At 71.5% G+C, this 24542-nt stretch carries 21 protein-coding genes; 11 read left to right on the forward strand and 10 right to left on the reverse strand.

Going from position 1 to position 24542, the window contains the following annotated elements:
* The first annotated feature begins 75 nt into the window (after positions 1-75).
* From ACTVCO_RS07525 to ACTVCO_RS07540, 4 genes are all read left to right on the forward strand, one after another.
* The gene (locus ACTVCO_RS07525) at positions 76-1965 is read left to right on the forward strand and encodes an ABC transporter (protein ID WP_443727774.1); all 1890 of its coding nucleotides are present in this window, start codon (positions 76-78) and stop codon (positions 1963-1965) included.
* Positions 1962-3614 carry a GTP-binding protein HSR1 gene (locus tag ACTVCO_RS07530; RefSeq protein ID WP_443727775.1) on the forward strand — a complete coding sequence of 551 codons (1653 nt, stop codon included), beginning with the start codon at positions 1962-1964 and terminating at the stop codon, positions 3612-3614. Before ACTVCO_RS07525 ends, ACTVCO_RS07530 begins: the two co-directional genes overlap by 4 nt.
* 92 nt (positions 3615-3706) lie before the next feature.
* Positions 3707-4177 (forward strand): acyl-CoA thioesterase, encoded by a 471-nt coding sequence (locus ACTVCO_RS07535; RefSeq protein WP_443727776.1) that lies wholly within the window; start codon positions 3707-3709, stop codon positions 4175-4177.
* Between the two features lie 4 nt (positions 4178-4181).
* Complete coding sequence (locus tag ACTVCO_RS07540) at positions 4182-5081, forward strand: DUF4031 domain-containing protein (protein ID WP_443727777.1); 900 nt, start codon at positions 4182-4184, stop codon at positions 5079-5081.
* Positions 5082-5143: 62 nt separating this feature from the next.
* On the opposite strand, the gene ACTVCO_RS07545 is transcribed toward ACTVCO_RS07540, so the two are convergent.
* Together ACTVCO_RS07545 and ACTVCO_RS07550 are read right to left on the reverse strand one after the other, a co-directional pair.
* Positions 5144-6007 carry an acyl-CoA thioesterase gene (locus tag ACTVCO_RS07545; protein ID WP_443727778.1) on the reverse strand — a complete coding sequence of 288 codons (864 nt, stop codon included), beginning with the start codon at positions 6005-6007 and terminating at the stop codon, positions 5144-5146.
* Positions 6008-6010: 3 nt separating this feature from the next.
* Positions 6011-6394, reverse strand: coding sequence for a globin (locus ACTVCO_RS07550; protein WP_443727779.1), 384 nt, complete (start codon positions 6392-6394; stop codon positions 6011-6013).
* A 165-nt stretch (positions 6395-6559) separates the two neighbouring features.
* On the opposite strand from ACTVCO_RS07550, the gene ACTVCO_RS07555 reads away from it, so the two are divergent.
* The gene (locus ACTVCO_RS07555) at positions 6560-6790 is read left to right on the forward strand and encodes a glucose PTS transporter subunit EIIB (protein WP_443727780.1); all 231 of its coding nucleotides are present in this window, start codon (positions 6560-6562) and stop codon (positions 6788-6790) included.
* Between the two features lie 156 nt (positions 6791-6946).
* On the opposite strand, the gene ACTVCO_RS07560 is transcribed toward ACTVCO_RS07555, so the two are convergent.
* Complete coding sequence (locus ACTVCO_RS07560; protein WP_443727781.1) at positions 6947-7924, reverse strand: mechanosensitive ion channel family protein; 978 nt, start codon at positions 7922-7924, stop codon at positions 6947-6949.
* Between the two features lie 139 nt (positions 7925-8063).
* Here ACTVCO_RS07560 and malQ point away from each other — a divergent pair, with 139 nt between their 5' ends.
* Complete coding sequence (gene malQ / locus ACTVCO_RS07565; RefSeq protein ID WP_443727782.1) at positions 8064-10190, forward strand: 4-alpha-glucanotransferase; 2127 nt, start codon at positions 8064-8066, stop codon at positions 10188-10190.
* 499 nt (positions 10191-10689) lie between these two features.
* Here malQ and ACTVCO_RS07570 read toward each other — a convergent pair whose 3' ends face one another.
* The gene (locus tag ACTVCO_RS07570) at positions 10690-11301 is read right to left on the reverse strand and encodes an AAA family ATPase (RefSeq protein WP_443727783.1); all 612 of its coding nucleotides are present in this window, start codon (positions 11299-11301) and stop codon (positions 10690-10692) included.
* A 562-nt stretch (positions 11302-11863) separates the two neighbouring features.
* Positions 11864-14440 (reverse strand): aminopeptidase N, encoded by a 2577-nt coding sequence (gene pepN / locus ACTVCO_RS07575; protein WP_443727784.1) that lies wholly within the window; start codon positions 14438-14440, stop codon positions 11864-11866.
* A gap of 188 nt (positions 14441-14628) precedes the next feature.
* On the opposite strand from pepN, the gene ACTVCO_RS07580 reads away from it, so the two are divergent.
* Entirely contained in the window at positions 14629-15273 is a 645-nt protein-coding gene (locus ACTVCO_RS07580; protein WP_443727785.1) for a mycothiol-dependent nitroreductase Rv2466c family protein, read from the forward strand.
* Complete coding sequence (locus ACTVCO_RS07585) at positions 15270-15860, forward strand: hypothetical protein (RefSeq protein WP_443727786.1); 591 nt, start codon at positions 15270-15272, stop codon at positions 15858-15860. Before ACTVCO_RS07580 ends, ACTVCO_RS07585 begins: the two co-directional genes overlap by 4 nt.
* Before the next feature lie 61 nt (positions 15861-15921).
* Here ACTVCO_RS07585 and ACTVCO_RS07590 read toward each other — a convergent pair whose 3' ends face one another.
* Together ACTVCO_RS07590 and ACTVCO_RS07595 are read right to left on the reverse strand one after the other, a co-directional pair.
* On the reverse strand, positions 15922-17925 hold the full coding sequence (locus ACTVCO_RS07590) for a M13 family metallopeptidase (RefSeq protein ID WP_443727787.1): 2004 nt from the start codon (positions 17923-17925) through the stop codon (positions 15922-15924).
* A 43-nt stretch (positions 17926-17968) separates the two neighbouring features.
* Positions 17969-18703, reverse strand: a complete 735-nt coding sequence (locus ACTVCO_RS07595) for a hypothetical protein (protein ID WP_443727788.1) — start codon at positions 18701-18703, stop codon at positions 17969-17971.
* Positions 18704-18889: 186 nt separating this feature from the next.
* On the opposite strand from ACTVCO_RS07595, the gene ACTVCO_RS07600 reads away from it, so the two are divergent.
* Together ACTVCO_RS07600 and ACTVCO_RS07605 are read left to right on the forward strand one after the other, a co-directional pair.
* A complete protein-coding gene (locus ACTVCO_RS07600; RefSeq protein WP_443727789.1) occupies positions 18890-19339 on the forward strand; it encodes a ribose-5-phosphate isomerase in 450 nt (149 codons plus the stop codon).
* Between the two features lie 3 nt (positions 19340-19342).
* Positions 19343-20377 carry an Fpg/Nei family DNA glycosylase gene (locus ACTVCO_RS07605; protein WP_443727790.1) on the forward strand — a complete coding sequence of 345 codons (1035 nt, stop codon included), beginning with the start codon at positions 19343-19345 and terminating at the stop codon, positions 20375-20377.
* A 91-nt stretch (positions 20378-20468) separates the two neighbouring features.
* On the opposite strand, the gene ACTVCO_RS07610 is transcribed toward ACTVCO_RS07605, so the two are convergent.
* Positions 20469-21803, reverse strand: a complete 1335-nt coding sequence (locus tag ACTVCO_RS07610) for a GNAT family N-acetyltransferase (protein ID WP_443727791.1) — start codon at positions 21801-21803, stop codon at positions 20469-20471.
* A gap of 67 nt (positions 21804-21870) precedes the next feature.
* On the opposite strand from ACTVCO_RS07610, the gene ACTVCO_RS07615 reads away from it, so the two are divergent.
* The gene (locus ACTVCO_RS07615; RefSeq protein WP_443727792.1) at positions 21871-22290 is read left to right on the forward strand and encodes an MGMT family protein; all 420 of its coding nucleotides are present in this window, start codon (positions 21871-21873) and stop codon (positions 22288-22290) included.
* A gap of 416 nt (positions 22291-22706) precedes the next feature.
* Here ACTVCO_RS07615 and ACTVCO_RS07620 read toward each other — a convergent pair whose 3' ends face one another.
* A complete protein-coding gene (locus tag ACTVCO_RS07620; protein ID WP_443727793.1) occupies positions 22707-23813 on the reverse strand; it encodes an LLM class F420-dependent oxidoreductase in 1107 nt (368 codons plus the stop codon).
* A 91-nt stretch (positions 23814-23904) separates the two neighbouring features.
* The gene (gene epsC, locus ACTVCO_RS07625; RefSeq protein ID WP_443727794.1) at positions 23905-24510 is read right to left on the reverse strand and encodes a serine O-acetyltransferase EpsC; all 606 of its coding nucleotides are present in this window, start codon (positions 24508-24510) and stop codon (positions 23905-23907) included.
* Between the last annotated feature and the right edge of the window lie 32 nt (positions 24511-24542).

Raw genomic sequence — 24542 nt, forward strand, 5'->3', positions numbered from 1 at the left:
CGTCGAGAGCCGTTCCCGCACGTGCGGGGGCGGCTCTCGACGTGTGCGGGGGCCAGGTTCGGTCATGATGGAGCCATGGACTCCGTCGAGGTGCGGGAGCCGTCGGGTGGCAGCGAGGCCCCGCGGCCCGAGAGGGCTGCGCTCGCGAGCGCGCTCGAGGCGGCCCGTGACACGGTCCGGGAGCTTGCGCTCCCGCTGGCGGCGCCGGAGCGTGCGGTGGCCGAGGCCCTGCGCGGGTCGACGCTTGCGCGTCTTGAGGATCATCTGCTGCCGCGGGCGCGGGCCCAGGATGCGCCCGTGCTCGTCGTGGTCGGGGGATCGACGGGGGCCGGCAAGTCGACGCTCGTGAGCTCGATCGTGGGGGCTCCGGTGAGCGCGGCCGGGGTTTTGCGTCCGACGACGCTCGCGCCCGTGCTCGTGCACCACCCGGACGACGCGGAGTGGTTCGCGTCCGACCGGATCTTGCCGCGACTCGTCCGGGCGGGCGCGGGCGAGCCCGTTGCGGCCGGTGCGGTGCACCGGACGGTCCGGCTCGTTGCGACCGAGGCGGTCGGCCCCGGTCTCGCCTTGCTCGACGCGCCCGACGTCGACTCGGTCGTCGCCGCGAACCGGGAGCTCGCCGCAGAGCTCTTGGGCGCTGCGGACCTCTGGCTGTTCGTCACGACGTCCGCGCGCTATGCCGACGCTGTTCCGTGGGAGCTGCTCGGTGCGGCGGCGCGCCGCCGGACGCGACTCGCGCTCGTCCTTGACCGGGTCGAGGGCGCGGGTGCGGGCGCGGTTGCCGAGCACGTGAGCTCGATGCTCGCGGAGCGCGGGCTGGGTGGCACGCCGGTTCTGGAGGTTCCTGAGGCTCGGCTCGTGGACGGCCTGCTCGGCGAGGAGGCGCTCGGTGCGGTGCGTGCGTGGCTTACGGACGTCGCGACGCCCGCGGGGCGTGCGCGCGTGGTCCGCGAGACGTTCGACGGCGGCCTCGACGACCTCGTCACGGTGCTGGGCGAGCTTGCGACGGCTGCGGCCGCGCAGGCGGGGGCCGCTGTGCGACTCGAGGACGCGGTTGCGCACGCGTACGGGCGCGCGCTGGGCGACGTCGACGCGGCGACTGCGGACGGCACGATGCTGCGCGGTGAGGTGCTCGCGCGCTGGCAGGACCTCGTGGGGACGGGCGATCTGGTGCGGCGCGTCGAGCGCGGGGTCGGGCGGGTGCGTGATCGCATCGGCGCGTTCGTGCGTGGTCGTGCGGCTGATGCGCCCGCTGCCGTGCGGGCCGTCGGGCATGATCTCGAGGCCGTCGTCGTCGACGCGGTGCACGCTGCGGCGGAGCGGGCCTCGGACGCGTGGCGCGCGGATCCCGCGGGTCGGGTCCTTGCCGAGGGCTTGGTGCGCGGTGGACCGGGTCTGCGCGAGGACGCTGCCGCGGCCGTGCGCGGCTGGCAGGACGACGTCCTTGACCTCGTGCGCACGACCGGTGCCTCGAAGCGTGGTGCGGCGCGCGCCTTGTCGTTCGGGGTCAACGGCATGGGGCTTGCGCTCATGGTCGTCGTCTTTGCCTCGACGGGTGGGCTCACGGGTGCCGAGCTCGGCATCGCCGGGGGCACCGCCCTCGTCGCGCAGCGTCTTCTCGAGGCGGTCTTCGGCGATGACGCGGTGCGGCGTCTCGCGGTCACGGCGCGTGAGCGTCTGACCGCACGGGTCGCGGCGGTCTGCGCTGCCGACGCGGCGCGCTTCCGCGAGCGCGTGCATGCGGTCGCGCCCGCGCACGATGCGCCGGGTCGGCTCGACGCTGCGGCGGTGCGCGTGCGTGAGGCGGCGGCCGCGGAGCGCCGGGCGCGACCGGCCCTCGCGGTGCCGCCGCCGCCCGGGCCTGAGGGTGGGCGCGCGGTGGGCGCCGCCGCGCCCGCACGTGAGGCGTCCTCGGCCGAGGGTGAGCCTGGCCGTCGGCCATGGTGGCGGCGGGGGCGTGCGTGAAGGCGCGCAAGGCGGGTCTGACGGAGCGTCTCGACGCGCTCGGCGCGGCGTGGCAGGTGGCATCGAGCTGGCTGCCCGACGACGCGGTCGGTGAAGCCACGGGTCTCGGGGACGTTCCCGACGTGATCGCGCGAGTGCGTCAACGCCTGGGGGTTGGCGCGGACCGGACTGTCGTCGCCCTTGCGGGGTCGACGGGCTCGGGCAAGTCGAGCATGCTCAACGCGCTTGCCGAGGCTGAGGTGGCCCGGCCGGGCATCCTGCGTCCGACGACGTCGCAGCCTGTCGCCGTGTGCGCGCCGGGCTCGGACCCGACGGCGCTGCTCGACTGGCTCGACGTCCGTGAGCGCACGCTCGTCCCGGAGGGTTCGCGGGTGCCCGACGGCGTCGTGCTGCTCGACCTTCCTGACCATGATTCGGTCGAGGTTGCGCACCGGCTGCGTGCCGACCGGCTCCTGGAGCGCGCGGACGTCATGGTGTGGCTCACGGACCCCCAGAAGTACGCCGATGCCGCCCTGCACGACGGCTACCTGCGGCCGCTCGCCGCCTACGGTGGCGTGGCGGTCGTCGTGCTCAACCATGCGGACAAGCTCGAGCCTGCCGATCGTGAGCGGGTGCTCGGCGACCTGCGTCAGCTCGTCGCGCGCGACGGGCTCGAGGGTGCGGTGGTGCTTGCGGCGTCGGCGACGACGGGGCTTGGCCTTGATGAGCTGCGTGACGTGCTCGAGGCGGCTGCGGACAGGCGTGCCGAGGCGGCGCAACGGTTGCTCGTCGACGTGCGCAGCGCGGCCGAGCGTCTCCTCGACGCGTCGGGCGGGGCATCCCGGCGCGAGGGCGGTGCGGCTCCCGTCGAGGGCGCGCTCGTCCGCGCGCTGAGCGAGGCGGCCGGCACGGCGCAGGTTGTCGACGCCGTGGCGGCGTCGACGCGGCGTCAGGTGCACCGGGCCGCGGGGTGGCCTGTGACGCGCTGGGTCGCGGGCTTCCGCGCGGATCCGCTCGGGCGGCTCGGGCTCGGGCGCGGGGGAGCGGGGCGGGGCGCGGCGAACCGTCCTGAGGTCGAGCGGTCCTCGGTGCCCCAGCCGACGGGGGCGGTGCGTGCGCGGGCGGCGCAGGCTGTGCGGGAGCACGTCGCGGCGAGTCTCGACGCGCTGCCTGACGTGTGGCGGCCGCCCGCGGCGGGTCGTGTCGACGGTGCGCGCCTCGCCGACGAGCTCGACATGGCCGTCGTCGGCGTGCGGTTGGGCGTTGAGCGTGCCCCCGCGTGGGCGCGTGCGCTCGGCATCGTGCAGACGGTCGCGCTCGTCGTCGTCGTTGCGGGTCTTGCGTGGGTGCTCGGGGTGGGCGGGCTCGGGCTGCTGGGCGTGACGCTTCCGCTTCCCGAGCTGGTGCTGGAGAGCTCGGCGGGGCAGGTGCGGGTCGCGTGGCCCGCGGCAGCGGTGGCCGGCGGGGTCGTCGTCGGGCTGCTCGTCGCGTTCGTCGCAAGCGTGTGCGGGCGCGTGACGGCGGCGCGCCGCGCCCGGCGTGCGCGGCTCCGACTCGAGGCCGCGGTCTCGGTCGTTGCGCACGGCACGGTTCTTGGTCCCGTGCGGGAGCGGCTCGATGCGCTCGAGCGCGTGCGCGAGCACGCGTCGAGAGCGGCCGGCCGCCGCTAGCGATGGGGCTCGTCGTGCGCTCCGTCATGGTGAGGACGGGCCGTCCGAGGCGTGCCGCAGCGTTCGTCGCGCTGACCGCGTAGCCTCGGCCTGTGACGACGATCGAGATTCCGGTCCAGCTGCGCTGGTCCGACATGGACGCTTACGCGCACGTCAACAACGTCGAGATGCTGCGCCTTCTAGAAGAGGCCCGCATCGAGGCGTTCTGGCGCCACCCGGAGGCCGACGGCGTCGTGAGCCGACCGACCGCGATCCTTGACGCGAGCCCGGGGGCCGCGACGGCGACGCTCGTCGCCCACCAAGAGATCGAGTACCTTGCGCCGCTGCGCTACCAGCGTCAGCCCGTCATCGTGCGACTGTGGCTCGGACGCCTCGGAGGTGCGAGCCTCGAGATCCACTACGAGGTGACCGACGCGAGCGGGACCGTGTACGCGCGGGCCATCACGACAATGGTGCTCGTCGAGGCGGCCTCGGGCGTTCCTCGCCGGATCGACGCGTCCGAGCGTGCGGCGTGGGAGCCGTTCGTCGACGAACCGGTAGCGATGCGACGCCGGGTGCGCTGAGCGCGTGGCGATCCTCCTCGACGCACCGCGCTGGGCCGCGCACGGCACGACGTGGGCGCATCTCGTCTCAGACGTCTCGCTCGCAGAGCTGCACGCGTTCGCGGAGCGCGCGCACGTGCCACGTCGAGCGTTCGACCTTGATCATTACGACGTTCCCGCCGAGCGCCATGACGAGCTCGTGGCGCTCGGCGCTCGCTCGGTGTCCGCGCGGGTGATGGTTGAGCGGCTGACGGCGTCGGGTCTGCGGGTCACGGCGCGCGAGCGCGCGCGGGCACGGCGTGACGACCTGGCGCAGCGCTGGCGGGTGCTCGTGCCGGGCGCGGAGGCGATCGGCGGTGACCTTCTCGGTCGTTGGTCGCAGCCGCACCGGGCGTATCACGGGCTCGAGCACCTGGCTGCGTGCCTGCGTTCGGTCGAGGTGGCAGGTGAGGCTCACGGAGAGGTGCCGCGCACCGTCCTTCTCGCGCTGTGGTTCCACGACGCCGTGCACGACGGCGAGGCGCTCGAGGACGAGCGCCGCTCGGCGGACCTCGCGCGGACGCTGCTCGGCCCGCTCGTGGCGCAGGATCGCGCGGCGCTCACGTCGGTCGACGTCGAGGAGGTCGTGCGGCTCGTGCTCGTGACCGCCCACCATGATCCTGAGCCGGGGGACCTTCCGGGCGCGCTCGTCTCCGATGCCGACCTGGCGGTCCTTGCGGGCTCACCCGAGAAGTACGCGCGCTACGTGCGCCAGGTACGGCGCGAGTACGCGCACGTCACCGATGAGGCGTGGCGCGTGGGCCGAGCCGACGTGCTGCGCAGTCTGCTCGCGCTCGAGCGGCTGTTCTCGACGCCGTTCGGCACGAGGCGGTGGGAGGCTCCGGCGCGTGCGAACCTCGCGGGGGAGCTTGCGTCGCTCACGTAGCGGTCGGGCGTCGTCGGGTCTCGTCGGGCGCCCGGGGCCCGTCGGGCATGGTCGTGCGCGGGTCAGTCCACGTCCGGGACGCGCACCATGCCCTCCTGGGCGATCGAGGCGACGAGCGTCCCGTCCTGCGCGAAGACCCGTGCCGAGCCGAGCCCGCGGCCGCCCTGCGCAGACGGTGAGGACTGCACGTAGAGCAGCCACTCGTCCGCACGCGCGTCGCGGTGCCACCACATCGCGTGGTCGAGGCTCGCGATCGAGAGTCCGCGCGTGCCCCAGTCGAGGTCGGCGCGTCGCATGACGGGCTCGAGCATGAGCTGGTCGCACGCGTAGATCATCATCGCGCGGTGCATGAGCTGGTCGTCGCCGAGCGTCCCACGGGCGCGCAGCCACACCATCTGGCGGTCGTCACCGTCGCGGTCGGGGCTGAGGTAGAGGGAAGCGCCGACGTGGCGGACGTCGAACGCGGCGGTGCTCGTCCAGAACTTCGCGACGGGGTGCTCGATCGAGGCGAGCGTCGTCACGGCGGAGGAGAGCGACTCGGGGTCGGGTGCGTCGGGCATGCGCTGCTGCTGGTCGATCCCGGGCTGATCCTCCTGCGCCGACGTCGTCATCGACAGGATGGGCTTACCGCCCTGCAGCGCGTGGACGCGGCGGGCCGAGAAGGAGCGGCCGTCACGCAGTCGTTCGACCTCGAAGCGGATCGGCTCGTCGAGCGCTCCCGGCCGCAAGAAGTAGCCGTGGAGGGAGTGCGGCAGCCGTCCGCTGGGGATCGTGGCGCCGGCCGCAAGGAGCGCTTGTGCGAGCACCTGGCCGCCGTAGACGCGTCCGTTGAGCTGGGGCAGGCTGCGCCCGACGAACGTGTTCTCGTCCTGCTGCTCGAGGGCGAGGACGGCGCGCAGCGCGGTGAAAGGGGCGGCGTCGGCCATGAGTCAGTCCTCGAAGGTGTTGAGCATCGAGTGAGCAGCGCGCTCGAGGTAGTCGAGCAGTTGGGACTCGTGCATCGGTGAGAGGCGGGCGTCCTTGACGGCGCTCGTCATGTGGGTGATCCACCTGTCGCGGGCGAGCGGGTTGACCTTGTAAGGCTGGTGGCGCATGCGCAGGCGCGGGTGGCCGCGCTCCTCGGAGTACGTTGCCGGTCCGCCCCAGTACTGCTCGAGGAACGTCACCATGCGGCGGTTGGCGCCGGGCAGGTCCTCGGGCGGGTACATGGGGGCCAGGACGTCGTCGGCGATGACGCCGGCATAGAAGCGGTCGACGATCCCCTGGAAGGTGTCGTGCCCGCCCACTGCGTCGTAGAAGCTCTGCTCGGTCACCGTCCGATCTTGCCATGAAGGACGGCGGGGGAGGGTGGCCGAGGAGCGTGGTGAAGCGCACGTCCCGTGTGCTCGCTACGCGGTCGCACGAGGGGTGCGCGGGTTAGGCTGAGGGGACCGGACGAGGGCGTCCGCACCCCACCCAGCGATCAGGAGCACAACACCATGAGCAAGGCGGAGCAGATCCTCAGCGCGCTCGGCGGCGGGTCGAACGTCGTCGACCTTGAACCGTGCATCACGCGTCTGCGCGTCGAGGTGACGGACCCGTCGCTCGTCGACGAGGCGGGCCTCAAGGAGACGGGCGCGTTCGGTGTCGTCCGGTCGGGTCGCATCATCCAGGTCATCGTGGGCCCTGAGGCCGATGACCTGGCCGAGGAGCTCGAGACTCTGCGCTGACGCGGCGCCGTCCCGCGTGCGGCGCTGACGTGGCGCCGTCTGGCGTGCGGCGCTGACGCGGCGCCGTCCCGCGTGCGGCGCGCGCCCGTCCGGGACGGGCGCCGCACGCGTCCGCGACCACCGTCTGGGCCCGCGCGGTTCAGGTGCTCGTGCGGTTCAGGAGGCGGCCGGAGGCTGGACGACGAGCCTGTTCGCGGTGATGAGGCGAATGCCGCCGCCGGTGAGGGCGGCCAGCCCCCGCGACTGCAGCGCGCGCACGACGACCGCTCGGTCGCCCAGGGACGTGCGTGTCTGCACGCGGAAGAGCAGGTAGTCGTCGGTGAGCTCGACGACGAGGACCTCGGGTGGTGCGAGGAGCAGGGAGTTGACGTCGGCGTCGGCCGCGGCCTCCTCTGCGGCCTGCGTAAGCAGCGTCCGCACGAGGTCGGTGTCGACGTCGTAGGGGACGCGGAAGTCCGCCATGGCGCGCGTCCACCCCTGGGAGAGGTTGCCGGTGCGCAGGATCTCCCCGTTGCGGAGGTACCAGAGGGTTCCGTCGGCGTCGCGCACCTTGGTGACGCGCAGGGCTACCTCTTCGACCGTTCCGACGACCGTGCCGAAGTCGACGGTGTCGCCGACGCCGTACTGGTCCTCGAAGAGCATGAAGATGCCCGAGAGGAAGTCCTTGACGAGGCTCTGGGCGCCGAAGCCGAGAGCGACGCCCGCGACGCCGGCCGAGGCGAGGAGGGGTGCGAGGTTCACGCCGAGCTCGTTGAGGACCATCATGGCGACGATCGACCCGACGACGATCGAGCTCGTTGACCGCAGGACAGACCCGAGGGTCCGTGCGCGCCCGATGCGGCGCGCGGACTCGACCGCGCTCGTGGCGCGTCGCAGCGCGCCGCCGAGGTCGGTCCGGGGCTCGCGGGCGATGCGCTCGGTGAACGTCGTGATGACGCGGCGAAGGACCACGAGTGTGATGACGCCGATGGCGACGATGACGATGATGCGTAGTGGCGTGCCGACGAGCCAGTCGACCCAGCCGCTGCGCTGATCAGGGGGAGTCGTGAGGGCATCGCTGAGCTCGTCACCGACCGACGGCTTCGTGGGCGAGGGGGCGGGCGCGGTCGCGAAGCGGAGCAGGATGTCGTGCATGCCGCCCAGCCTAGTTGCGGCTCGTCGTCGCAGGTGGTGGTAGGCCTGGGCGCGGACTCGACGTAAGATTACAGAAACTTCCAGCCGGGATGGGCCGTCTGGCCGCCAAGAGCGCGTACTCATCTGCAAGGATTGACCCGTGGACAACGCTGAACGATCAGAGTCCCTCCTCCGCCTCGCGCGTGCGTGCGGGGTCGGGACCGAGTACTGGGCCTTCGACGGCACCGAGCGGCATGTTGCCGCCGGGACCCTCATCAAGGTCCTCGGAGCGCTCGGTGTCGACGCGTCGACCCCGACGCGGGTCGAGCTCGCGCTCCTGCACGTCGACGACGACGCGTGGCGAGAGCCCCTTCCGCCGACGGTCGTCGCACGTGCGGGCCAGGCCGTGACGATTCCCGTCCACGTGCCGGACGGCGCCTCCGTCGACGTGTGGATCGACCTTGACCCGGAGGCCGGCGGCGGCCGTCGCGAGGCGCGACAGGTCGACAACTGGGACGCGCCCCGACGGGTCGACGGTCGCATGATCGGCCGCGCGGCGTTCGAGCTCCCCGGCGACCTGCCGCTCGGCTGGCACACGCTGCGCTCACGGTCGACCGACGGTGAGCACGTCGCGACGTTCATCGTCACCCCGCAGCGGCTGCACCTGCCTGAGAACCTCGAGCACGGTCGCGTCTGGGGACTCATGTCGCAGATGTACTCGGTGCGTTCGGCGCGTTCTTGGGGAGTGGGGGATTTCGCTGACCTCGCGGAGACCTCCTGGTTCGCGGGCCACGAGCTCGGTGCCGACTTCATGCTCATCAACCCGGTGCACGCGGGCGAGCCCGCCGCTCCGATGACGCCGTCGCCGTACCTGCCGGTGACGCGACGCTTCGTCAACCCGATCTACGTGCGGCCCGAGGCCGTCGAGGAGGCTGCGTACCTCACGGCTGCGGACCGCTCGCTCGTCGAGTGGGCTGCCGAAGAGGCTCAGACCCTCAATGCGTCGGCGGGGCCGATCGACCGTGACATGGCCTGGACGCACAAGCGTTCAGCGCTCGAGGTCGTCTTCGCGGTCGAACGATCCGCGGTGCGTGAGGCGCAGCTCGCGGCGTTCCGTGAGCGCGAGGGCGCTGGCCTCGAGGACTTCGCGCTGTGGTGCGCGATCAAGGAGCTGCACCCGACGGGTGAGTGGCCGGTTGAGCTCAAGGACCACACGAGCCCCGAGGTCGCAGAGCTGCGCGTCGAGCTTGTCGACCGTGTCGACTTCTTCGTCTGGCTGCAGTGGATCGCGGACGAACAGCTTGCGGGCGCCCAGGCGGCGGCCAAGGCGGGCGGCATGTCGCTCGGCATCATGCATGACCTCGCCGTCGGTGTTCACCCCGAGGGTTCGGACGCGTGGTCGCTCCGGCATGCGCTTGCGACGGGTGCCTCGGTCGGTGCGCCTCCGGACATGTACAACCAGCAGGGTCAGGACTGGTCGCAGCCCCCGTGGCACCCCAAGGGCCTCGCCCGCGTGGGTTACCAGCCGTACCGCGAGATGCTCCGCACTGTGCTCCGGCACGCTGGCGCGATCCGGATCGACCATGTCATCGGCCTGTTCCGTCTCTGGTGGATCCCGGCGGGGTCGGGTGCCAAGGAGGGCGCTTACGTCCGTTACGACCATGACGCGATCATCGGCATCCTGTGCCTCGAGGCGCAGCGTGCGGGTGCGGTCGTCATCGGCGAGGACCTCGGGACGTTCGAGGGCTGGGTGCGCGATTACCTCACGGATCGTGGCATCCTCGGCACGTCGATCCTCTGGTTCGAGAAGGATCACGAGGGTCGTCCGCTCGCTCCTGAGCACTACCGGGCGATGGGTCTGACGTCGGTGACGACGCACGACCTGCCGCCGACCGCTGGCTACCTTGCGGGTGAGCACGTCGAGCTGCGTGAGAGCCTCGGTCTCTTGCAGGCTCCGGTGCACGAGGTGCGTGCTGAGGCCCGGGCTGAGCGCGAGGACATGGTGCGACTGCTTGCCGCGCGTGGCCTCATCGGCGACGATCCTTCGGAGCGTGAGCTCGTCGAGGCTCTGCACCGCCTCATCAAGCTCACTCCGTCGAAGCTGTTGGGTGTCTCGCTCGCGGACGCGGTCGGTGAGCGTCGGGCGCAGAACCAGCCGGGCACGGACCAGGAGTACCCGAACTGGAAGATTCCGTTGGGCGACCCCAATGGCGTCACGGTCCTGCTCGACGACCTCATGACCAACCCGCGGCTGCAGTCTTTGGCGGCGGCGATGAACCAGCGCTGACCCCATCGCAGCGTTGGCGTCCGGCCCGCTTCCCCTCCGGGGGAGGCGGGCCGTTCCGCACCCCTAGACACCGGGACACCTAGACACCCGGACACCTAGACACCCCAGAACACCCGCACCCCGGAACACCCGCACCCAGAACACCCGCACCCCAGAACACCCGCACCCAGAACACCCGCACCCCAGAACACCGGGACACCGGGACACCGGGACACCCGCACCCCAGAACACCCGCACCCCAGAACACCCGCACCCCAGAACACCCGCACCCCAGAACACCCGGACACCGGGACACCGGGACACCCGGACACCTAGACACCCGGACACCCCCCACCACGGAGCTCGATAGCCGATCGGAACCCATGAGACGCACGGATCGGCTATCGAGCAAAGGCTCCCAGCGCTCGATAGCCGATTCACGCACGTGGAGCGGCTCGATCGGCTATCGGACCACTAGCCGTGACTCTCACGACCTGGCGGATGCACGCTGTCCGCCCTGTCAAGGGGAGCGGGTCGCTCGATGGGGGTCGTGGGGGAGCGAGTTGAGCCATGTGCGGACCTCGCGCGGCGTGCAGAGACGGACGACGGGGGCGCCCGACACCTCGAGCTCGTCCCAGCGCGCCCGGTTCTCGGCCCACGTCCGCCATGACCAGAGGACGATGTTGTGCTCGGGGTCCCGACGCACGAGGTTGGTCAAGTGCTCGCGGTTGCCGTGCCATAGCGGTCGACGCGTGATTCCACGCGCGAGCGTCCGCCCGACGATGCGCCGCATGATCGTCCGGCGCGGCAGGTCGAGGCAGACGATCGTGTCGGCGGCGTTGAGCAGGTCGAGCACCCGTGACCGCCAGTTGCCGTCTGCGACCCATCCGGGCCCGTTCTCGGCGGCGGCGAGTCGTGTGCGTAGCAGCGACCGCCCGTCGACTGGGTCCTTCTGTTGCCAGCCGGTGTCCCAGAAGACCTCGTCGAGCTCGATCCGCACGAGCCCGGTGCGGGCGGCGACCTGCCGGGCGAGTGTCGTCTTGCCCGAACCGGACGTCCCGTGGATGCGGATGCGTCGGGGCACGGGGGTGCTCAGCGGGTCGCTCTGCTCTCTGGCTGCGCCGTCGTCCACGCGCACGATCCTCCCACGCCTCGCGCTCCACGCCCCACGCCCCACGTCCCACGTCCCACGCCTCACGCCTCACGCCGTGTTAGGTAGCTCGATAGCCGATCGAGTCACGCAAGGTGAGCGGATCGGCTATCGAGCGCAGTGGCACGGTTGTCGATAGAGGATCCAGACACCTGAAGTGGCTCGATCGGCTATCCGACCCCAGGGTGTGGGAGGGGCAGAAGGCGAGACAGGAGCGGCCTCGCACCCATGGGGTGCGAGGCCGCTCCTGTAGCCGTGTGAGGTAGCTCGATAGCCGATCGAGTCACGCAAGGTGAGCGGATCGGCTATCGAGCGCAGTGGCACGGTGGTCGATAGAGGATCCAGACACCTGAAGTGGCTCGATCGGCTATCCGACCCCAGGGTGTGGGCGGGACAGAAGTAGAGACAGGAGCGGCCCCGCACCCATGGGGTGCGAGGCCGCTCCTGTCAGCGACTCAATCTGACGTGCGTGCCAGTCCGACGTGCACATCAGTCCGACGTGCGCGCCCGTCTGACGTGCACGTCAGTCCGACGTGCGCGCCAGTCAGACGCGCGCCTCGTGGGCCTGTGCGTCGACCTTCTGGGCGTCGAGCGCCCGCTCGACTCCGGCGAGGCTCTCGACGAGGAAGCGTCGCAGCGCGGGCGCGGCAACCTTCTCCGTGCCCTCGGCGTGCGCGTCGAGCCATACCTGCGTCGCGTCACGCAGCGAGTCGCTCGCGAGCGGTGCCGGGTAGAGCCCCTCGATGAGCTCTTCTGCCATGTGGTACGTCCGCGACTCCCAGATCGGGAACAGCGCGTCGTGGTAGGTCGCGATGAACGACTCGAGGAGCGAGGTGTCGAGGACGTGGTTGAAGCCGAGCGCCGTCGCGCGGATGATCGCGTTGGGCTTGTCGGCCTCGTCGACGATCGACGCCCAGGCCGCGGCCTTGCCGTCGACCGTGGGGAGCGCCGCTCGTGCGTGCGCGGCCTGCTGGCGTCCCGAGGCGGTGTCGTCCGACGCGAGCGCGTGGTCGATCTGCGCTGCCGTGGCCCGCCCGCCGGCGACGAGCGCGATGAGCAGCTCCCAGCGCAGGTCGGTGTCGACCGTGAGGCCCTCGAGCGTCTCGCTCCCGTCACGCAGCGCGGCGATCGCGTCGAGCTGGGCGTCGGTCCGCGCGACCTGCGCGAGGAACTTCACGAACTGGAACTGGGAGTCCGAGCCGGCCTCGGCCGTGCGCGCCATGGCGAGCAGTCCGTCGCCGACGGCGACCAGGGTCTGCTCGCGTCGCTCGGGGGCGACGTACGACGATGCTGCGAGCACGAGCTGGCCGAGGGTCGTGCGAATCGTGGTCGACTCGGTCTCGGCGGCAATGTTGTTGAGGACGAGCCGGACGAACTCGCTTGCCGGAACTTCGCCGTCGCGCGTCGCGTCCCAGAATGAACCCCACACGAGCGAGCGTGCGAGCGGGTCGGAGATGAGCGCGAGGTGCTCGAGGGCGGCTGCCCGCGAGGTCTCGTCGAGGCGGATCTTCGCGTAGGCGAGGTCGTCGTCGTTGAGGAGGACGAGGTCGGGGCGCGTTGTGCCGACGAGCTCGGGGACCTCGGTGCGCTCGCCGTCGACGTCGAGCTCGACGCGGTGCGTGCGCACGACGCCGTCGTCGGTGAGCGTGTAGTAGCCGACCGCGAGGCGGTGCGGGCGGATCGTCGGGTAGTCGGCGGGTGCCGACTGGAGGATTGCAAAGCTCGTGACGACACCGTCGGCGTCGACCTCGATCTCGGGGCGGAGCGTGTTGACGCCCGCGGTCTCGAGCCACAGCGTCGACCAGGTGGTGAGGTCGCGGCCCGACGCGGCCTCGAGCTCGACGAGCAGGTCGCTGAGCTCGGTGTTGCCCCACGCGTGCTTGCGGAAGTACGCGGCGACGCCCTTGAGGAACGCCTCGAGCCCGACCCACGCGGCGAGCTGCTTGAGAACCGAGCCGCCCTTGGCGTAGGTGATGCCGTCGAAGTTCACCTGAACGTCCTCGAGGTCGCGGATCTCCGCGACGATCGGGTGGGTCGAGGGCAGCTGGTCCTGACGGTAGGCCCACGACTTCTCCATCGCGGCGAACGTCGTCCAGGCGCCCTTCCACTCGGTTGCCTCGGCTGTGGCGAGGGTCGAGGCCCACTCGGCGAACGACTCGTTGAGCCACAGGTCGTTCCACCACCGCATGGTGACGAGATCGCCGAACCACATGTGCGCGAGCTCGTGGAGGATCGTCACGACGCGACGCTCCTTGATGGCGTCGGTGACCTTGGACCGGAAGACGTAGGACTCGGTGAACGTCACGCAGCCCGCGTTCTCCATGGCGCCCATGTTGTACTCGGGCACGAAGAGCTGGTCGTACTTGGTGAACGGGTAGGGCTGCTCGAAGGACTTCTCGAAGAACTCGAAGCCGCGGCGGGTCGTGTCGAAGACGTAGTCGGCGTCCATGTGCTCGGCGAGCGAGGCGCGGCAGAAGACGCCGAGCGGGATCGTGCGGCCGTCGCTGCTCGTGAGCTCGGAACGCATGACGGAGTACGGACCGGCGACGAGGGCGGTGATGTACGACGAGATGCGGGGCGTGGGGTCGAACGCGTACGTCGCGGTGCCGCCCTCGCGCACGGGCTCCGGGGTCGGCTCGTTGGAGACGACCTGCCAGGCCTCGGGTGCTGTCACGGTGAACGCGAACGTCGCCTTGAGGTCGGGCTGCTCGAAGACCGCGAAGACGCGGCGGGAGTCGGGGACCTCGAACTGCGTGTAGAGGTAGACCTCACCGTCGACCGGGTCGACGAACCGGTGCATGCCCTCGCCCGTGTTCGTGTACGCGCAGTCGGCGACGACCGTCAGCTCGTTCGTCGCGTCAAGGTCGTCGAGCGCGATCCGTGAGTCGGCGAACACCGAGGCAGGGTCGAGCGAGCGCCCGTTGAGCGTGATCGAGCGGACCGTGGGTGCGACGAGGTCGATGAACGTCGACGCACCGGCGGTGGCGTCGAACCGAACTGTCGACGTCGACGCGAACGTCGTCGGGCCGGTCGTGAGGTCGAGCGTGATCTCGTACGCGTGCGTCGTGACGATGCTCGCGCGCTCGATCGCCTCGGCGCGGGTCAGGTTCTCTCCGGGCACTGATGCTCCTCGGTAGTGCGGTGGCGCCCGATCGGGGCGTCGATGCCGGACGCTCGTCGCGCCCGCTCCGATCCTTTCACGCGCGACCGACATCCACGCAGGGCATATGGGGTGGCACAGCGCCGTCCGTGCGGTATGAGATGGGCGTCCACGGTGTGTTCTCACGGCCTCGCACCTACGATGGGCCCATGCACGACGACACCGCGACGACCGTCGCTGACATGTGGTTCGATCCCGCCTGCCCGTGGGCGTGGATGACTTCGCGCTGGCTCACCGAGGTTGAGGAGCTCCGTGGCATCGAGATTCGATGGCACGTCATGAGCCTCTCGGTCCTCAATGAGGGCCGGGACCTGCCGCCTGACTATCGCGAGATGCTCGACGCGTCGTGGGGGCCCGTCCGCGTGCTCATCGCGGCCGCGCAGCGGCACGGTGACGCGGTTCTCCCCGGCCTCTACACCGCGATCGGCACGCGGTTCCACGTCGAGGAGCGCACCGATCGCCGCGAGGTCGTCGCTCTCGCGGTTGCTGAGGCTGGGCTCGAGCCCGACCTGCTCGACGTGTGGGACACGACCGACGTCGATGAGGCACTGCGCGCCTCGCACCAGAGCGCGATCGACCTTGTCGGCGACGAGGTTGGGACGCCCGTCGTCGCGATCGGCGGCGTCGGCTACTTCGGGCCCGTTGTCACGCCCGCGCCGCGCGGCGAGGATGCGCTGCGCCTGTGGGACGGCCTCGTCCTCATGACGCAGGTCCCGGGGTTCTACGAGCTCAAGCGGACGCGGACGTCCGGTCCCATCCTCAGGCCGGAGGAGGGCGAGGGGGCGACCGCATGACCATCCCGATCCCGACAGGCCAGCCCGTCAAGCGTCCGCTCGGCCCCGGCCTCATCGCGTTCATCATCATCGACGTCGTGCTGGTCCTGGGCGTCGTGATCGCCGCGATCATCGTTCTCGGTGGCGGAGGGGGCCCCGAGCGTCCCGGGGCGTCGCCCGCGGCCGGTCCATCCGGGGCGTCGGCGACGAGCTCGCAGCCGGGAGCCCCGGCGACGACCGCCGCACGGCCCGCTGGGACGGACCAGCGCTTCGCCGCACCGTCGGGCAACATCATGTGCGACATCACGGCGGAGGGCGCGCGCTGCGGCATCGCGTCCCTCGCGCAGAAGCCTGCGCCCGTCGACGGCTGCGACGGCACGGTCGGCTTCGTCTATACCGTCGACGTCACCGGCAAGGTCGACGTCCCGTGCGTCCCCAAGAAGGACAAGCCGAAGAAGGCCGGCTCGAACGTCAACGTGCTCGGTTACGGACAGTCCTCGACCGCGTACGGATTCACGTGCACGTCTGAGGAGTCCGGTATGACGTGCGTGGACGACGCGACGGGCCGCGGCTTCGCCCTCGCGCGGGCAGGCGGCCGCTCGGTCTGACCGACGATGACGGACGACGGAGGGCTCGGCACCGGATGGTGCCGAGCCCTCCGTCGTGTCGTCACCAGATGCGGACGCGCGCGCTGGGTGCGAGGTAGAGAGCGTCGTTCTCAGCGACGTCGAATGCCTCGTAGAACTCGTCGACGTTGCTCACGATGCCGTTGCAGCGGAACTCGGCGGGCGAGTGCGGGTCGATCGCCAGCAGGCGGATCGCCTCGGCGTCACGCGCCTTGGTGCGCCACACTTGGCCCCAGCCGAGGAACACGCGCTGGAGGCCGGTGAGCCCGTCGATGACGGGCGCCGAGGCGAGGTCGCCGCCGAGCGCGATGCGGTAGGCGGTGAGCGCGATCGAGAGGCCGCCGAGGTCGCCGATGTTCTCGCCGATGGTGAGTGCCCCGTTGACGCGGTGCTCGTCGCCGAGCTGCGCAGGCGAGAACGCGTCGTACTGCTCGATGAGCGCCTTGGTGCGTTCCTCGAACTTCGTCCTGTCGGCTTCGGTCCACCAGTCCTCGAGGCGGCCGGCCCCGTCGTACTTTGACCCCTGGTCGTCGAAGCCGTGGCCGATCTCGTGGCCGATGACTCCACCGATCCCGCCGTAGTTGACGGCGTCCTCGGCCTCGGGGTCGAAGAACGGCGGCTGGAGGATCGCCGCGGGGAAGACGATCTCGTTCATGCCGGAGTTGTAGTAGGCGTTGACCGTCTGCGGGGTCATGAACCACTCGTCGCGGTCGAGGGGCTTGCCGATCTTGCCGAGCTCGCGGTCGGTCTCGAATGCGTTCGCGCGCCGGACGTTGCCGACGAGGTCGGTCGCGTCGATCTCGAGGGATGAGTAGTCGAGCCAGCGGTCGGGGTAGCCGATCTTCGGGGTGAATGCGTCGAGCTTGGCGAGGGCCTTGACCTTCGTCTCTTCACCCATCCAGTCGAGGCCGGTGATGGACTCGCGGTACGCCTCGACGAGGTTGGCGACGAGCCGGTCCATGTGGGCCTTGTTGCCCGCGGGGAAGTGGCGCTCGACGTACACCTGGCCGACGGCTTCGCCGAGGGCGCCCTCGACGAGCGAGACGCCACGCTTCCACCGCTCGCGGATCTGCTCGGCGCCGGTGAGGGTGCGGCCGTAGAAGTCGAAGTTCGCCTCGACGAGCTCGTCGGTGAGGTAAGCGGCACGCGACGAGACGACCTGGGCGGCGAGCCACAGGCGCAGGTCGGTGATGTCGGTCTGCTCCCAGAGGGCGGCGAGGCCGGTCGCGAACGAGGGTTCGCGCATGACGACGTCGTCGAGGGCGCCGGCAGGTGCGCCGAGCCCCTGGGCCCAGGCGTTCCAGTCAAGGCCGGGTGCGGACGCGGCGAGCTCGGCGAACGTCATGGGGTTGTAGGTGAGCTCGGCGTCGCGGTCGCGGACGACGTCCCAGTGGTGGCCGGCGAGGGCGGTCTCGAGCGCGACGACGCGCGCGGCAGCCGCGTCGGCGTCGGTGGCCGGGACGATGCCGCCGAGCGTGAGCATGCGTGCGACGTGCGGGGTGTAGGCGGCGAGGGCCTCGGCATGCTGCTCCTCGCGGTAGTAGGCCTCGTCGGGCAGGCCGAGGCCAGCCTGGAGGAGGTAGACGACGTACTTCTCGGGGTCGAGCGCGTCGTTGTCGACGTAGAGGCCGAGCGCGCCGGCGGCGCCGGTGCGCTGGAGCTCGCCGAGGGCACGGGCGAGCGAGGGCTTGTCCGTGGCGTCGTCGAGGAGTGCGAGGTCGGCGGCGAGGGGCGCGGTGCCGAGCGTCGCGATGCGCTCGGTGTCCATGAACGACGCGAAGAGCGCACCGATCTTTGTCGTGGTCTCGTCGACGCCCTCGGCGCCGGCGCGCTCGCCAGCCTCGAGGATGATGTCGCGGACCTGCTCCTCCGCGCGGTCGGCGAGCTCGCGGAATGCGCCGTCGCGAGCACGGTCGGCGGGGATCTCGTACGTCGTGAGCCAGCGGCCATTGACGTGGCGGAAGAGGTCGTCCTGCGGGCGGACGTCGGCGTCGAACGTCGACGCGTCGATCCCGGAGCGCAACGCAGCGGTGTTGTCGGTCGTCATACGCTCACCCTATGCCGGGCCACGGACAACCACGCCGTTGTCGTCAGTGCCCGGTGTCCTCCTCGGCCCCGGCCTCCGAGGTGACGCGGCTGGCGAACGCAGCGGTCACGCTGCTCTCGGTGAGTGTGAGCCTGATGCGACTCCCGGACGTGTCACTGACCGTGAACGTGCCGTCAGAACCGCGTTCGGCGCCGAGCGCCTCAAGCTCGGTGCGGACGGCCTCGGCGGGCAGGAGCAGAGACGTCGCGACGCCGACCTGCAACGTGTCTCCCGTGACGGCGTCGCGGGGGAAGGCGAGCAACGAGGTGGTGTTCCCGTCGACAAGCAGGACCGTCTCCCGGGTCGCGGCCCACGTGCGGTCGTCCGTGGCGTTGACGTCGAACCGCGTGCCCGCGTGGATGACGGTGAACCGCGAGCCGCCGTCGACGGTCGAGCCGCTCGGGTAGGCGGTCTTGAGGATCGCGAGCAGCTCGGTTGCGCTCGCGTCCGGCTGGAACGTGTACGTGTCGCCGCCGGCGTACACGCGGCGGTGCGTGACGTCGAAGGAGAAGTCGGCGGCCGTGTCGTCGAGCGCCGTGACGAAGACGGACGTGTGCTTCTCCCAGAGGCCGAGGCCTGAGCCGACGACGTAGCCGACGCCGCCGAGGAGCGCGACGGCGGCCACGACCGTGGCCATCCCGAGCGACGTCCGCTGCCGGAAGGCCCGGGGGGCGAGCGCGGCTGCGGCGATCGCCGCGAGGACGGCGAGGGCGAGCGCTGCGACCTTGAGTGGTTCCATCGTGGGCTCCGGCGGTTCAGGTGACGAGAGAAGATGCCCCCGATAGGGCTGTGACCAGCGAAGCAGACCTGCGACGGGCGGTCCATGACTACAGCGTCACGATGAGGCAACTTTGTGCGTCCCGAGAGGTTCGCACGGCTGCGCGGTGTGGCCCCGTCGCAAGCGCCGATACGGCAAGATGGACCCATGCGCGTCCACCTCGCCTCCGACCATGCGGGCTTCGGCCTGAAGTCCCACCTCCTCACGTACCTCGCTGCCCAGGGTCACGACGTCGTCGACCACGGAGCGTTCGAGTACGACGCCGAGGACGACTACCCGGCCTTCTGCATCGCCGCGGGCGAGGCAGTCGTCGCGGAGCCCGGCTCGCTCGGCGTCGTCATTGGCGGCTCGGGCAACGGCGAGCAGATCGCCGCGAACAAGGTCGACGGCGTGCGCGCCGCGCTCGCGTGGAGTGTCGAGACCGCGAGGCTCGGCCGCCAGCACAATGACGCGAATGTCATCGCGATCGGCGAGCGTCAGCACACGATCGAGGAGGCGACGACGTTCGTCGAGGCCTTCCTCGCGGAGCCGTTCTCAGGTGCGGAGCGTCACCAGCGTCGTATCGACCAGCTCGCGGCGTACGAGTCCGCGCGCTGAGTCATGCCTGAGGGGCACACCGTCCACCGCCTCGCGCGGACGTTCGACGCGCTCTTCTCCGGGCAGGCGTTGCGTGTGAGCAGCCCGCAGGGGCGGTTTGCCGCAGGCGCGGAGCGGCTCGACGGCCTCACGCTCGTCCGGTCCGAGGCGTGGGGCAAGCACATGTTCGCGGGCTTCGCTCGTGTGGCTCCGGCCACGGCCGACGCACGCGCACGCGTGCCGATGGACGAGCTCACGTGGCTCCGCGTCCACCTGGGCCTGTACGGGTCGTGGACGTTTGCGGGCGACTCCTCGACGTCGGTCGTGCATGCGATCGGCGCACCGCGGCGCCGGGTCGGGGAGCGTGAGCACGCGCTGCCCGCGCTGGCTACGCCCGTCCCGATCTCGACGGTTGCGCGCGCAGACGCGCCCGACGGCGACGGCTTCGTCCCGCCTGCGCCGCGCGGTCAGGTGCGGGTGCGAGTCCTCGGCGACCACGCCGTCGCGGACCTCACGGGCCCTTCGGCGTGCGAGGTTCTCGACGCTGACGGCGTCGCCGCGGTCCTGCGCCGCCTCGGGCCTGACCCGTTGCGGCCTGACGCGGACCCCGAACGATGGGTCGACCGGGTCGTGCGGTCTCGCTCCGAGGTGGGCCTCCTCCTCATGGACCAGTCCGTCGTCGCCGGTGTCGGCAACATCTACCGGGCCGAGGTGCTCTTCCGGGCCGGGCTCAACCCGGCGACGCGGGGCAGCGCGGTCCCGCGCGAGATGCTGCGCGCGATCTGGGACGACCTCGTCGTCCTCATGAACGACGGTGTGGCCACGGGCCGCATCGTCACGACGCGCCCCGAGCACCGCGGCCTGGGCCATGAGCTCGGGCGTATGGACCCGCGTCGAGTCCGGCAGAACACCGACGACGATCCAGGCGTCGTCCCGCGTGAGGAGTCGTTCTACGTCTACCACCGCGAAGGGTTGGCGTGCCGGGTCTGCGGGGCGGTCGTCCTCGTGCGCGACGCGGCGGGGCGCACGCTCTTCTGGTGCCCGTCCTGCCAGGCCTGAGGCACCCCAGCTCCAGCGCTGAGCGCTCGTCACCCGTCTCCCGTCGCCTGTGACGTGCGGCGCGACCCCCGCGTCCGTTGCCGACGCAGCCTCAGAACACGTGCGACGCCGAGGGTGCGACGGGCCAGCCGAACGCAGCTGACGCCGACGCGAGGGCGCCCGCGCGCACCTCGGTGACGAGCCCCGCGAGGCCGAGGGCCGCGAGGGTCTGGCCGCCGAGGTAGGCAGCGCCCAGCGTCCCGACATCGAGCCGCAGGTCGGCCACGTCGTCTGTCCGTGTCACCTCGGGCTCGGCAAACGCCGTGGCCCGCACCCGGTAGGACCCCGTGTTCTGCGGCCGTACGGTGTCGCTCACCGCGAGCACGACGTCGACGTCCGCCTGGTAGCGGCGCGCTGCGAGCGCGCCGGCGACGTCGACGAGCCGCACCCACACGTTGTCCGCTCGCTTCGTGGCGGCTACGCGGGGGTCGACGAGGAGCCCGAGGATCGCGTCGTCAGGCGGCAGGAGGAAGCTTGTCGTCGTGGCCATGAGGTCAAGGTCGAGCAGAACGGTCCACAGGTCGTGCGCTGCGGCGGCGTCGAGCGCCACGACCTCACCGAGCTGGACGTTCCCGCGGGGTCCCTCGTCGGCCCACGTGACGTCGCGGCGCAGGGTCGCGTAGCCGCGCGGCTCACCGTCACGTTCGACGACGACGATGCGGCGGGCTTCCTTGCCGTTGCGTCCCAGCGGGTCGTCGAGCAGGAGCCTGCGCGCGAGGTGCGGGTCGTCGCGACCCACCCAGCCTGGACGGTTGAGCAGGGCGCCGTGGGGCCCGGTGACGCCGAGCGGGTGCCGTCCGGCCTCACGGTGAACCGACTCGACGAGGGTTCCGTGGCGATCGGGGTCGGCGATCTCGATCCGGACGGAGTGCGTGCCTGCGCCGGCGACGGGGTGCAACCGCGAGCCGCGGGGGATCGTCAGTCGCACGTCGTAGGCCGCGAGCCCGTATCCGAACCGGCCGTAGATCCCGGCCTCGGCGGCGAAGAGCGCGGAGATGGTCTCGCCGCGCTCGGCGCAGTCGTTGAGGTGCGCAAGGATCATGGCGCGCAGGAGCCCGCGGCGGCGGTGCTGCGGGTGCACGCCGACCCACGTGAGGCCTCCGACGGGCGTCTCGGCGCCGGGAACGGGGAAGCGGTCGAACGCGTAGGAGCCGTGGAGCGCGACGAGCTCGTTGCTTGCGGGTGCGGCCCCGTCGATCGGGACGGCGGCGGGGTCGGGGGCGTCGGGCACGATTCCCGTGAACCGTGTCCAGTCCATGGGGAACTCCGTCTGCGCCCACTGCTCGGGAGTTGTTCCCGACGGGAAGGACCAGAGGTCGAGCTCGAACGCGGCCGCGCGGAAGGAATCGTCGAGCGGCTGGAAGCGGTAACCGTCGGGGAGGCTCATGGGTTCACCTTGTCACCGGCATGCAGCGCCCGCGAGGGAATAACGCTGTGCGCGGTACCCTCGCCCCGTGGACACGGAGTACGTTGACGCGGTGCTCGACGTCGTCGACCTTGTCCCGCCCGGGTGTGCGACGACGTACGGCGACGTCGCGGCGGTCGTCGTCTCGATGCTGGGCCGTGGCGGGCCGCGGCTCGTCGGGACGGCGCTGCGGGAGGGCGGGGGCGCGGTTGCGTGGTGGCGCGTCGTGAGGGCCGACGGTGACCCGCCCGCGCACAAGCGTGCGGAGGCGCTCGCCCTCCTGCGTGAGGAGGGCTGCCCCATCCGTGGGGGCGGGCGCGTCGATCTTGCTCGGGCGCGCGCGGACCTCAGGGCGCTCGTCGCTGCTGCCGAGTCGGGGCGCGAACTGGCTGGTGGCGCGAGCCATGCGGCCGGGGCTGGCACGCCTCTCAGAAAAGAGATGGACGTCACCGGGCGGGTTGGGGAATAGTTTCGTGGGTCGCCCTGTTGGACAGGGTGACAGCGACGAGTCGCACGTGTGCCGCCCTCACGGGAAGGCCGCGGTGCGCTTGCCGCGCTGGGCGTCAGTTCCTCCGTCAGCGTCGCACGGGAGGTTCGGGACGCATCGGCGTGTGGTTGCCCGGGTCGGATGGCCCGGACCAGCCCACGGTCCGAGTGCAGCATGGTGACGGTCCCGAACAGCTCGGGACGGTTCAACGACCGGGATGATGACAACCGCCGGTCCGGGCACCGTGACGCGACGCAAGAGCGCTCGGGCGCCCGACCCCCAGGGGCCGGGCGCCCGAGGTGTTTCCCCGCAGCCTCACCCCGCCCCATCCTCATCGCGCGTCATCTGTCCCGGGCCCCTGCGCCCCAGTGCTCCATCCGCCTCCGGGCACCTCGCGGTCACTCGGCGGGCCGCGCGGGCAGGAGGGGGGAGGTCGGGGAGAGGAGGGCCTGCCACGTCGTCGGGTCGCTCTGGAGGAGCATGGTCGTGACCGCGGTCGCCTCCCAGTCGCGCAGGCGCGCGGCGACATCGTCGACCGTGCCGACCAGAGCGACGTCCTGCACGAGCTCAAGAGGAACGGCTGCCGCCGCCTCGTCGGTGCGGCCCGCGAGGTAGAGGCTCTGGATCTCCTCGCACACCTCGCGGTACCCGAGGCGTGCGACAGCGTCGAGGTGGAAGTTCGCGCCTTGGGCCCCCATGCCGCCGACGTAGAGGGCGAGGTGGGGACGCACGACGTCGGCGGCCTCGTCGATCGAGTCGCGGACGACGGCGGGAACGGACGCGCAGACCTCGAACTTCTCACGCGGCCGCAGCGATCCGGAGCGTCGCGCGAGTCCCTCCTCGAGCGGGGCGCGCAGCTCGGCGTCGAGCCGGGGCGCGTAGAACGCGGGCAGCCACCCGTCGGCGATCTCGCCTGCGAGCGCGACGTTGCGCGGCCCCTCGGCTGCGAGGTGGATCGGCAGGTCGGCGCGCAGGGGGCGCACCGTCGAGCGCAGGGCCTTGCCAAGGCCGGTGGGTTCGGCGTCGCGCGCGCGCCGGGGAGCGTCACGGCCAAGAGGTTCGGCGGGTGCGGGCAGCGGCAGGCGGATGAAGTCGCCGTCGGCGGTGACGGGGGCCTCGCGGCGCAGGACGTCGCGGACGACCTGGATGTACTCGCGGGTGTGGGCGAGAGGCCTGCGGTAGGGCTGGCCGTACCAGCCCTCGACGACCTGGGGTCCTGAGGCGCCGAGGCCGAGGACGAAGCGTCCGCCTGAGAGGTGGTCGAGTGTGAGGGCGGCCATCGCCGTGGCCGCGGGGGTGCGGGCGTACATCTGGGCGATCGCGGTTCCGAGGCGGACGTTGTGCGTCGCCGAGCCCCACCATGCGAGGGGGGTGAGGGCGTCGGAGCCGTAGGCTTCTGCGGTCCAGACGGAGTCGAGGCCGGCTGCGTCGGCCGCGCGCACGGCGTCGGCGGCTCCTGCGGGCGGTCGTGCGGGCCAGTAGCCAAGGTGCATGCCGAGACGCATGGGGTCTCCCCGGGGCGTGGTTCGGGCGCCGTCGCCCGAAGTTGTCCAGGACCCAGGGTCTCAGGTATTGGTGGTGCGCGCTACGGCCCGCTCAGATCATGTACTCGATAGCCTGCGACGGGTCCTCGAGCACGCGACGGTTGCGCTCGGCGGCCTCGCTCGGCGTCGCGAGCCGGATCTGGGCGGGGACGCCGACGGCGACGGCCCCCGCGGGGACGTCCTTGACGACGACCGCGTTCGCGCCGATCTGCGCATCGTCACCGATCCACACTGGGCCGAGGATCTTCGCGCCCGCGCCGACGACGACGCGATTGCCGACCGTCGGGTGACGCTTGCCGTGCGTCATGGTCCGGCCGCCGAGCGTGACGTTGTGGAACAGCAGGACGTCGTCGCCCACGACGGCTGTCTGGCCGATGACGATGCCCATGCCGTGGTCGATGAAGAGGCGTCGCCCCAGCTGCGCACCCGGATGGATCTCGACGCCCGTCACGGATCGGCTCATCTGCGAGATGAGCCTGGCGGGCAGGCGGAGCAGGGGGTTGCGCCACATGCGGTGGCTCACCCGGTGCACCCACAGTGCGTGGAGGCCAGGGTAGGCGAGTGCAACCTCGAGCCGCGTGCGGGCAGCGGGGTCTCGGTCGCGGGCGACCTGGAGATCCTCACGGAGGATCGACCAGGCGCGGCGTGGCAGGGCCACGGCGCTCCTTCCGGAGTGGTGGTGCGGACCCC

This window comes from Sanguibacter sp. A247 (assembly GCF_052324925.1).
In the GTDB taxonomy this organism is placed as follows: domain Bacteria; phylum Actinomycetota; class Actinomycetes; order Actinomycetales; family Cellulomonadaceae; genus Flavimobilis.

Coding starts and splice junctions, on each gene's coding strand:
- ACTVCO_RS07580 (WP_443727785.1), top strand. CDS start 14,629: ATGCACGACGACACCGCGACGACCGTCGCTGACATGTGGTTCGATCCC.
- ACTVCO_RS07585 (WP_443727786.1), top strand. CDS start 15,270: ATGACCATCCCGATCCCGACAGGCCAGCCCGTCAAGCGTCCGCTCGGC.
- ACTVCO_RS07590 (WP_443727787.1), bottom strand. CDS start 17,925: ATGACGACCGACAACACCGCTGCGTTGCGCTCCGGGATCGACGCGTCG.
- ACTVCO_RS07610 (WP_443727791.1), bottom strand. CDS start 21,803: ATGAGCCTCCCCGACGGTTACCGCTTCCAGCCGCTCGACGATTCCTTC.
- ACTVCO_RS07555 (WP_443727780.1), top strand. CDS start 6,560: ATGAGCAAGGCGGAGCAGATCCTCAGCGCGCTCGGCGGCGGGTCGAAC.
- ACTVCO_RS07605 (WP_443727790.1), top strand. CDS start 19,343: ATGCCTGAGGGGCACACCGTCCACCGCCTCGCGCGGACGTTCGACGCG.
- ACTVCO_RS07600 (WP_443727789.1), top strand. CDS start 18,890: ATGCGCGTCCACCTCGCCTCCGACCATGCGGGCTTCGGCCTGAAGTCC.
- ACTVCO_RS07620 (WP_443727793.1), bottom strand. CDS start 23,813: ATGCGTCTCGGCATGCACCTTGGCTACTGGCCCGCACGACCGCCCGCA.
- ACTVCO_RS07545 (WP_443727778.1), bottom strand. CDS start 6,007: ATGGCCGACGCCGCCCCTTTCACCGCGCTGCGCGCCGTCCTCGCCCTC.
- ACTVCO_RS07525 (WP_443727774.1), top strand. CDS start 76: ATGGACTCCGTCGAGGTGCGGGAGCCGTCGGGTGGCAGCGAGGCCCCG.
- ACTVCO_RS07560 (WP_443727781.1), bottom strand. CDS start 7,924: ATGCACGACATCCTGCTCCGCTTCGCGACCGCGCCCGCCCCCTCGCCC.
- ACTVCO_RS07595 (WP_443727788.1), bottom strand. CDS start 18,703: ATGGAACCACTCAAGGTCGCAGCGCTCGCCCTCGCCGTCCTCGCGGCG.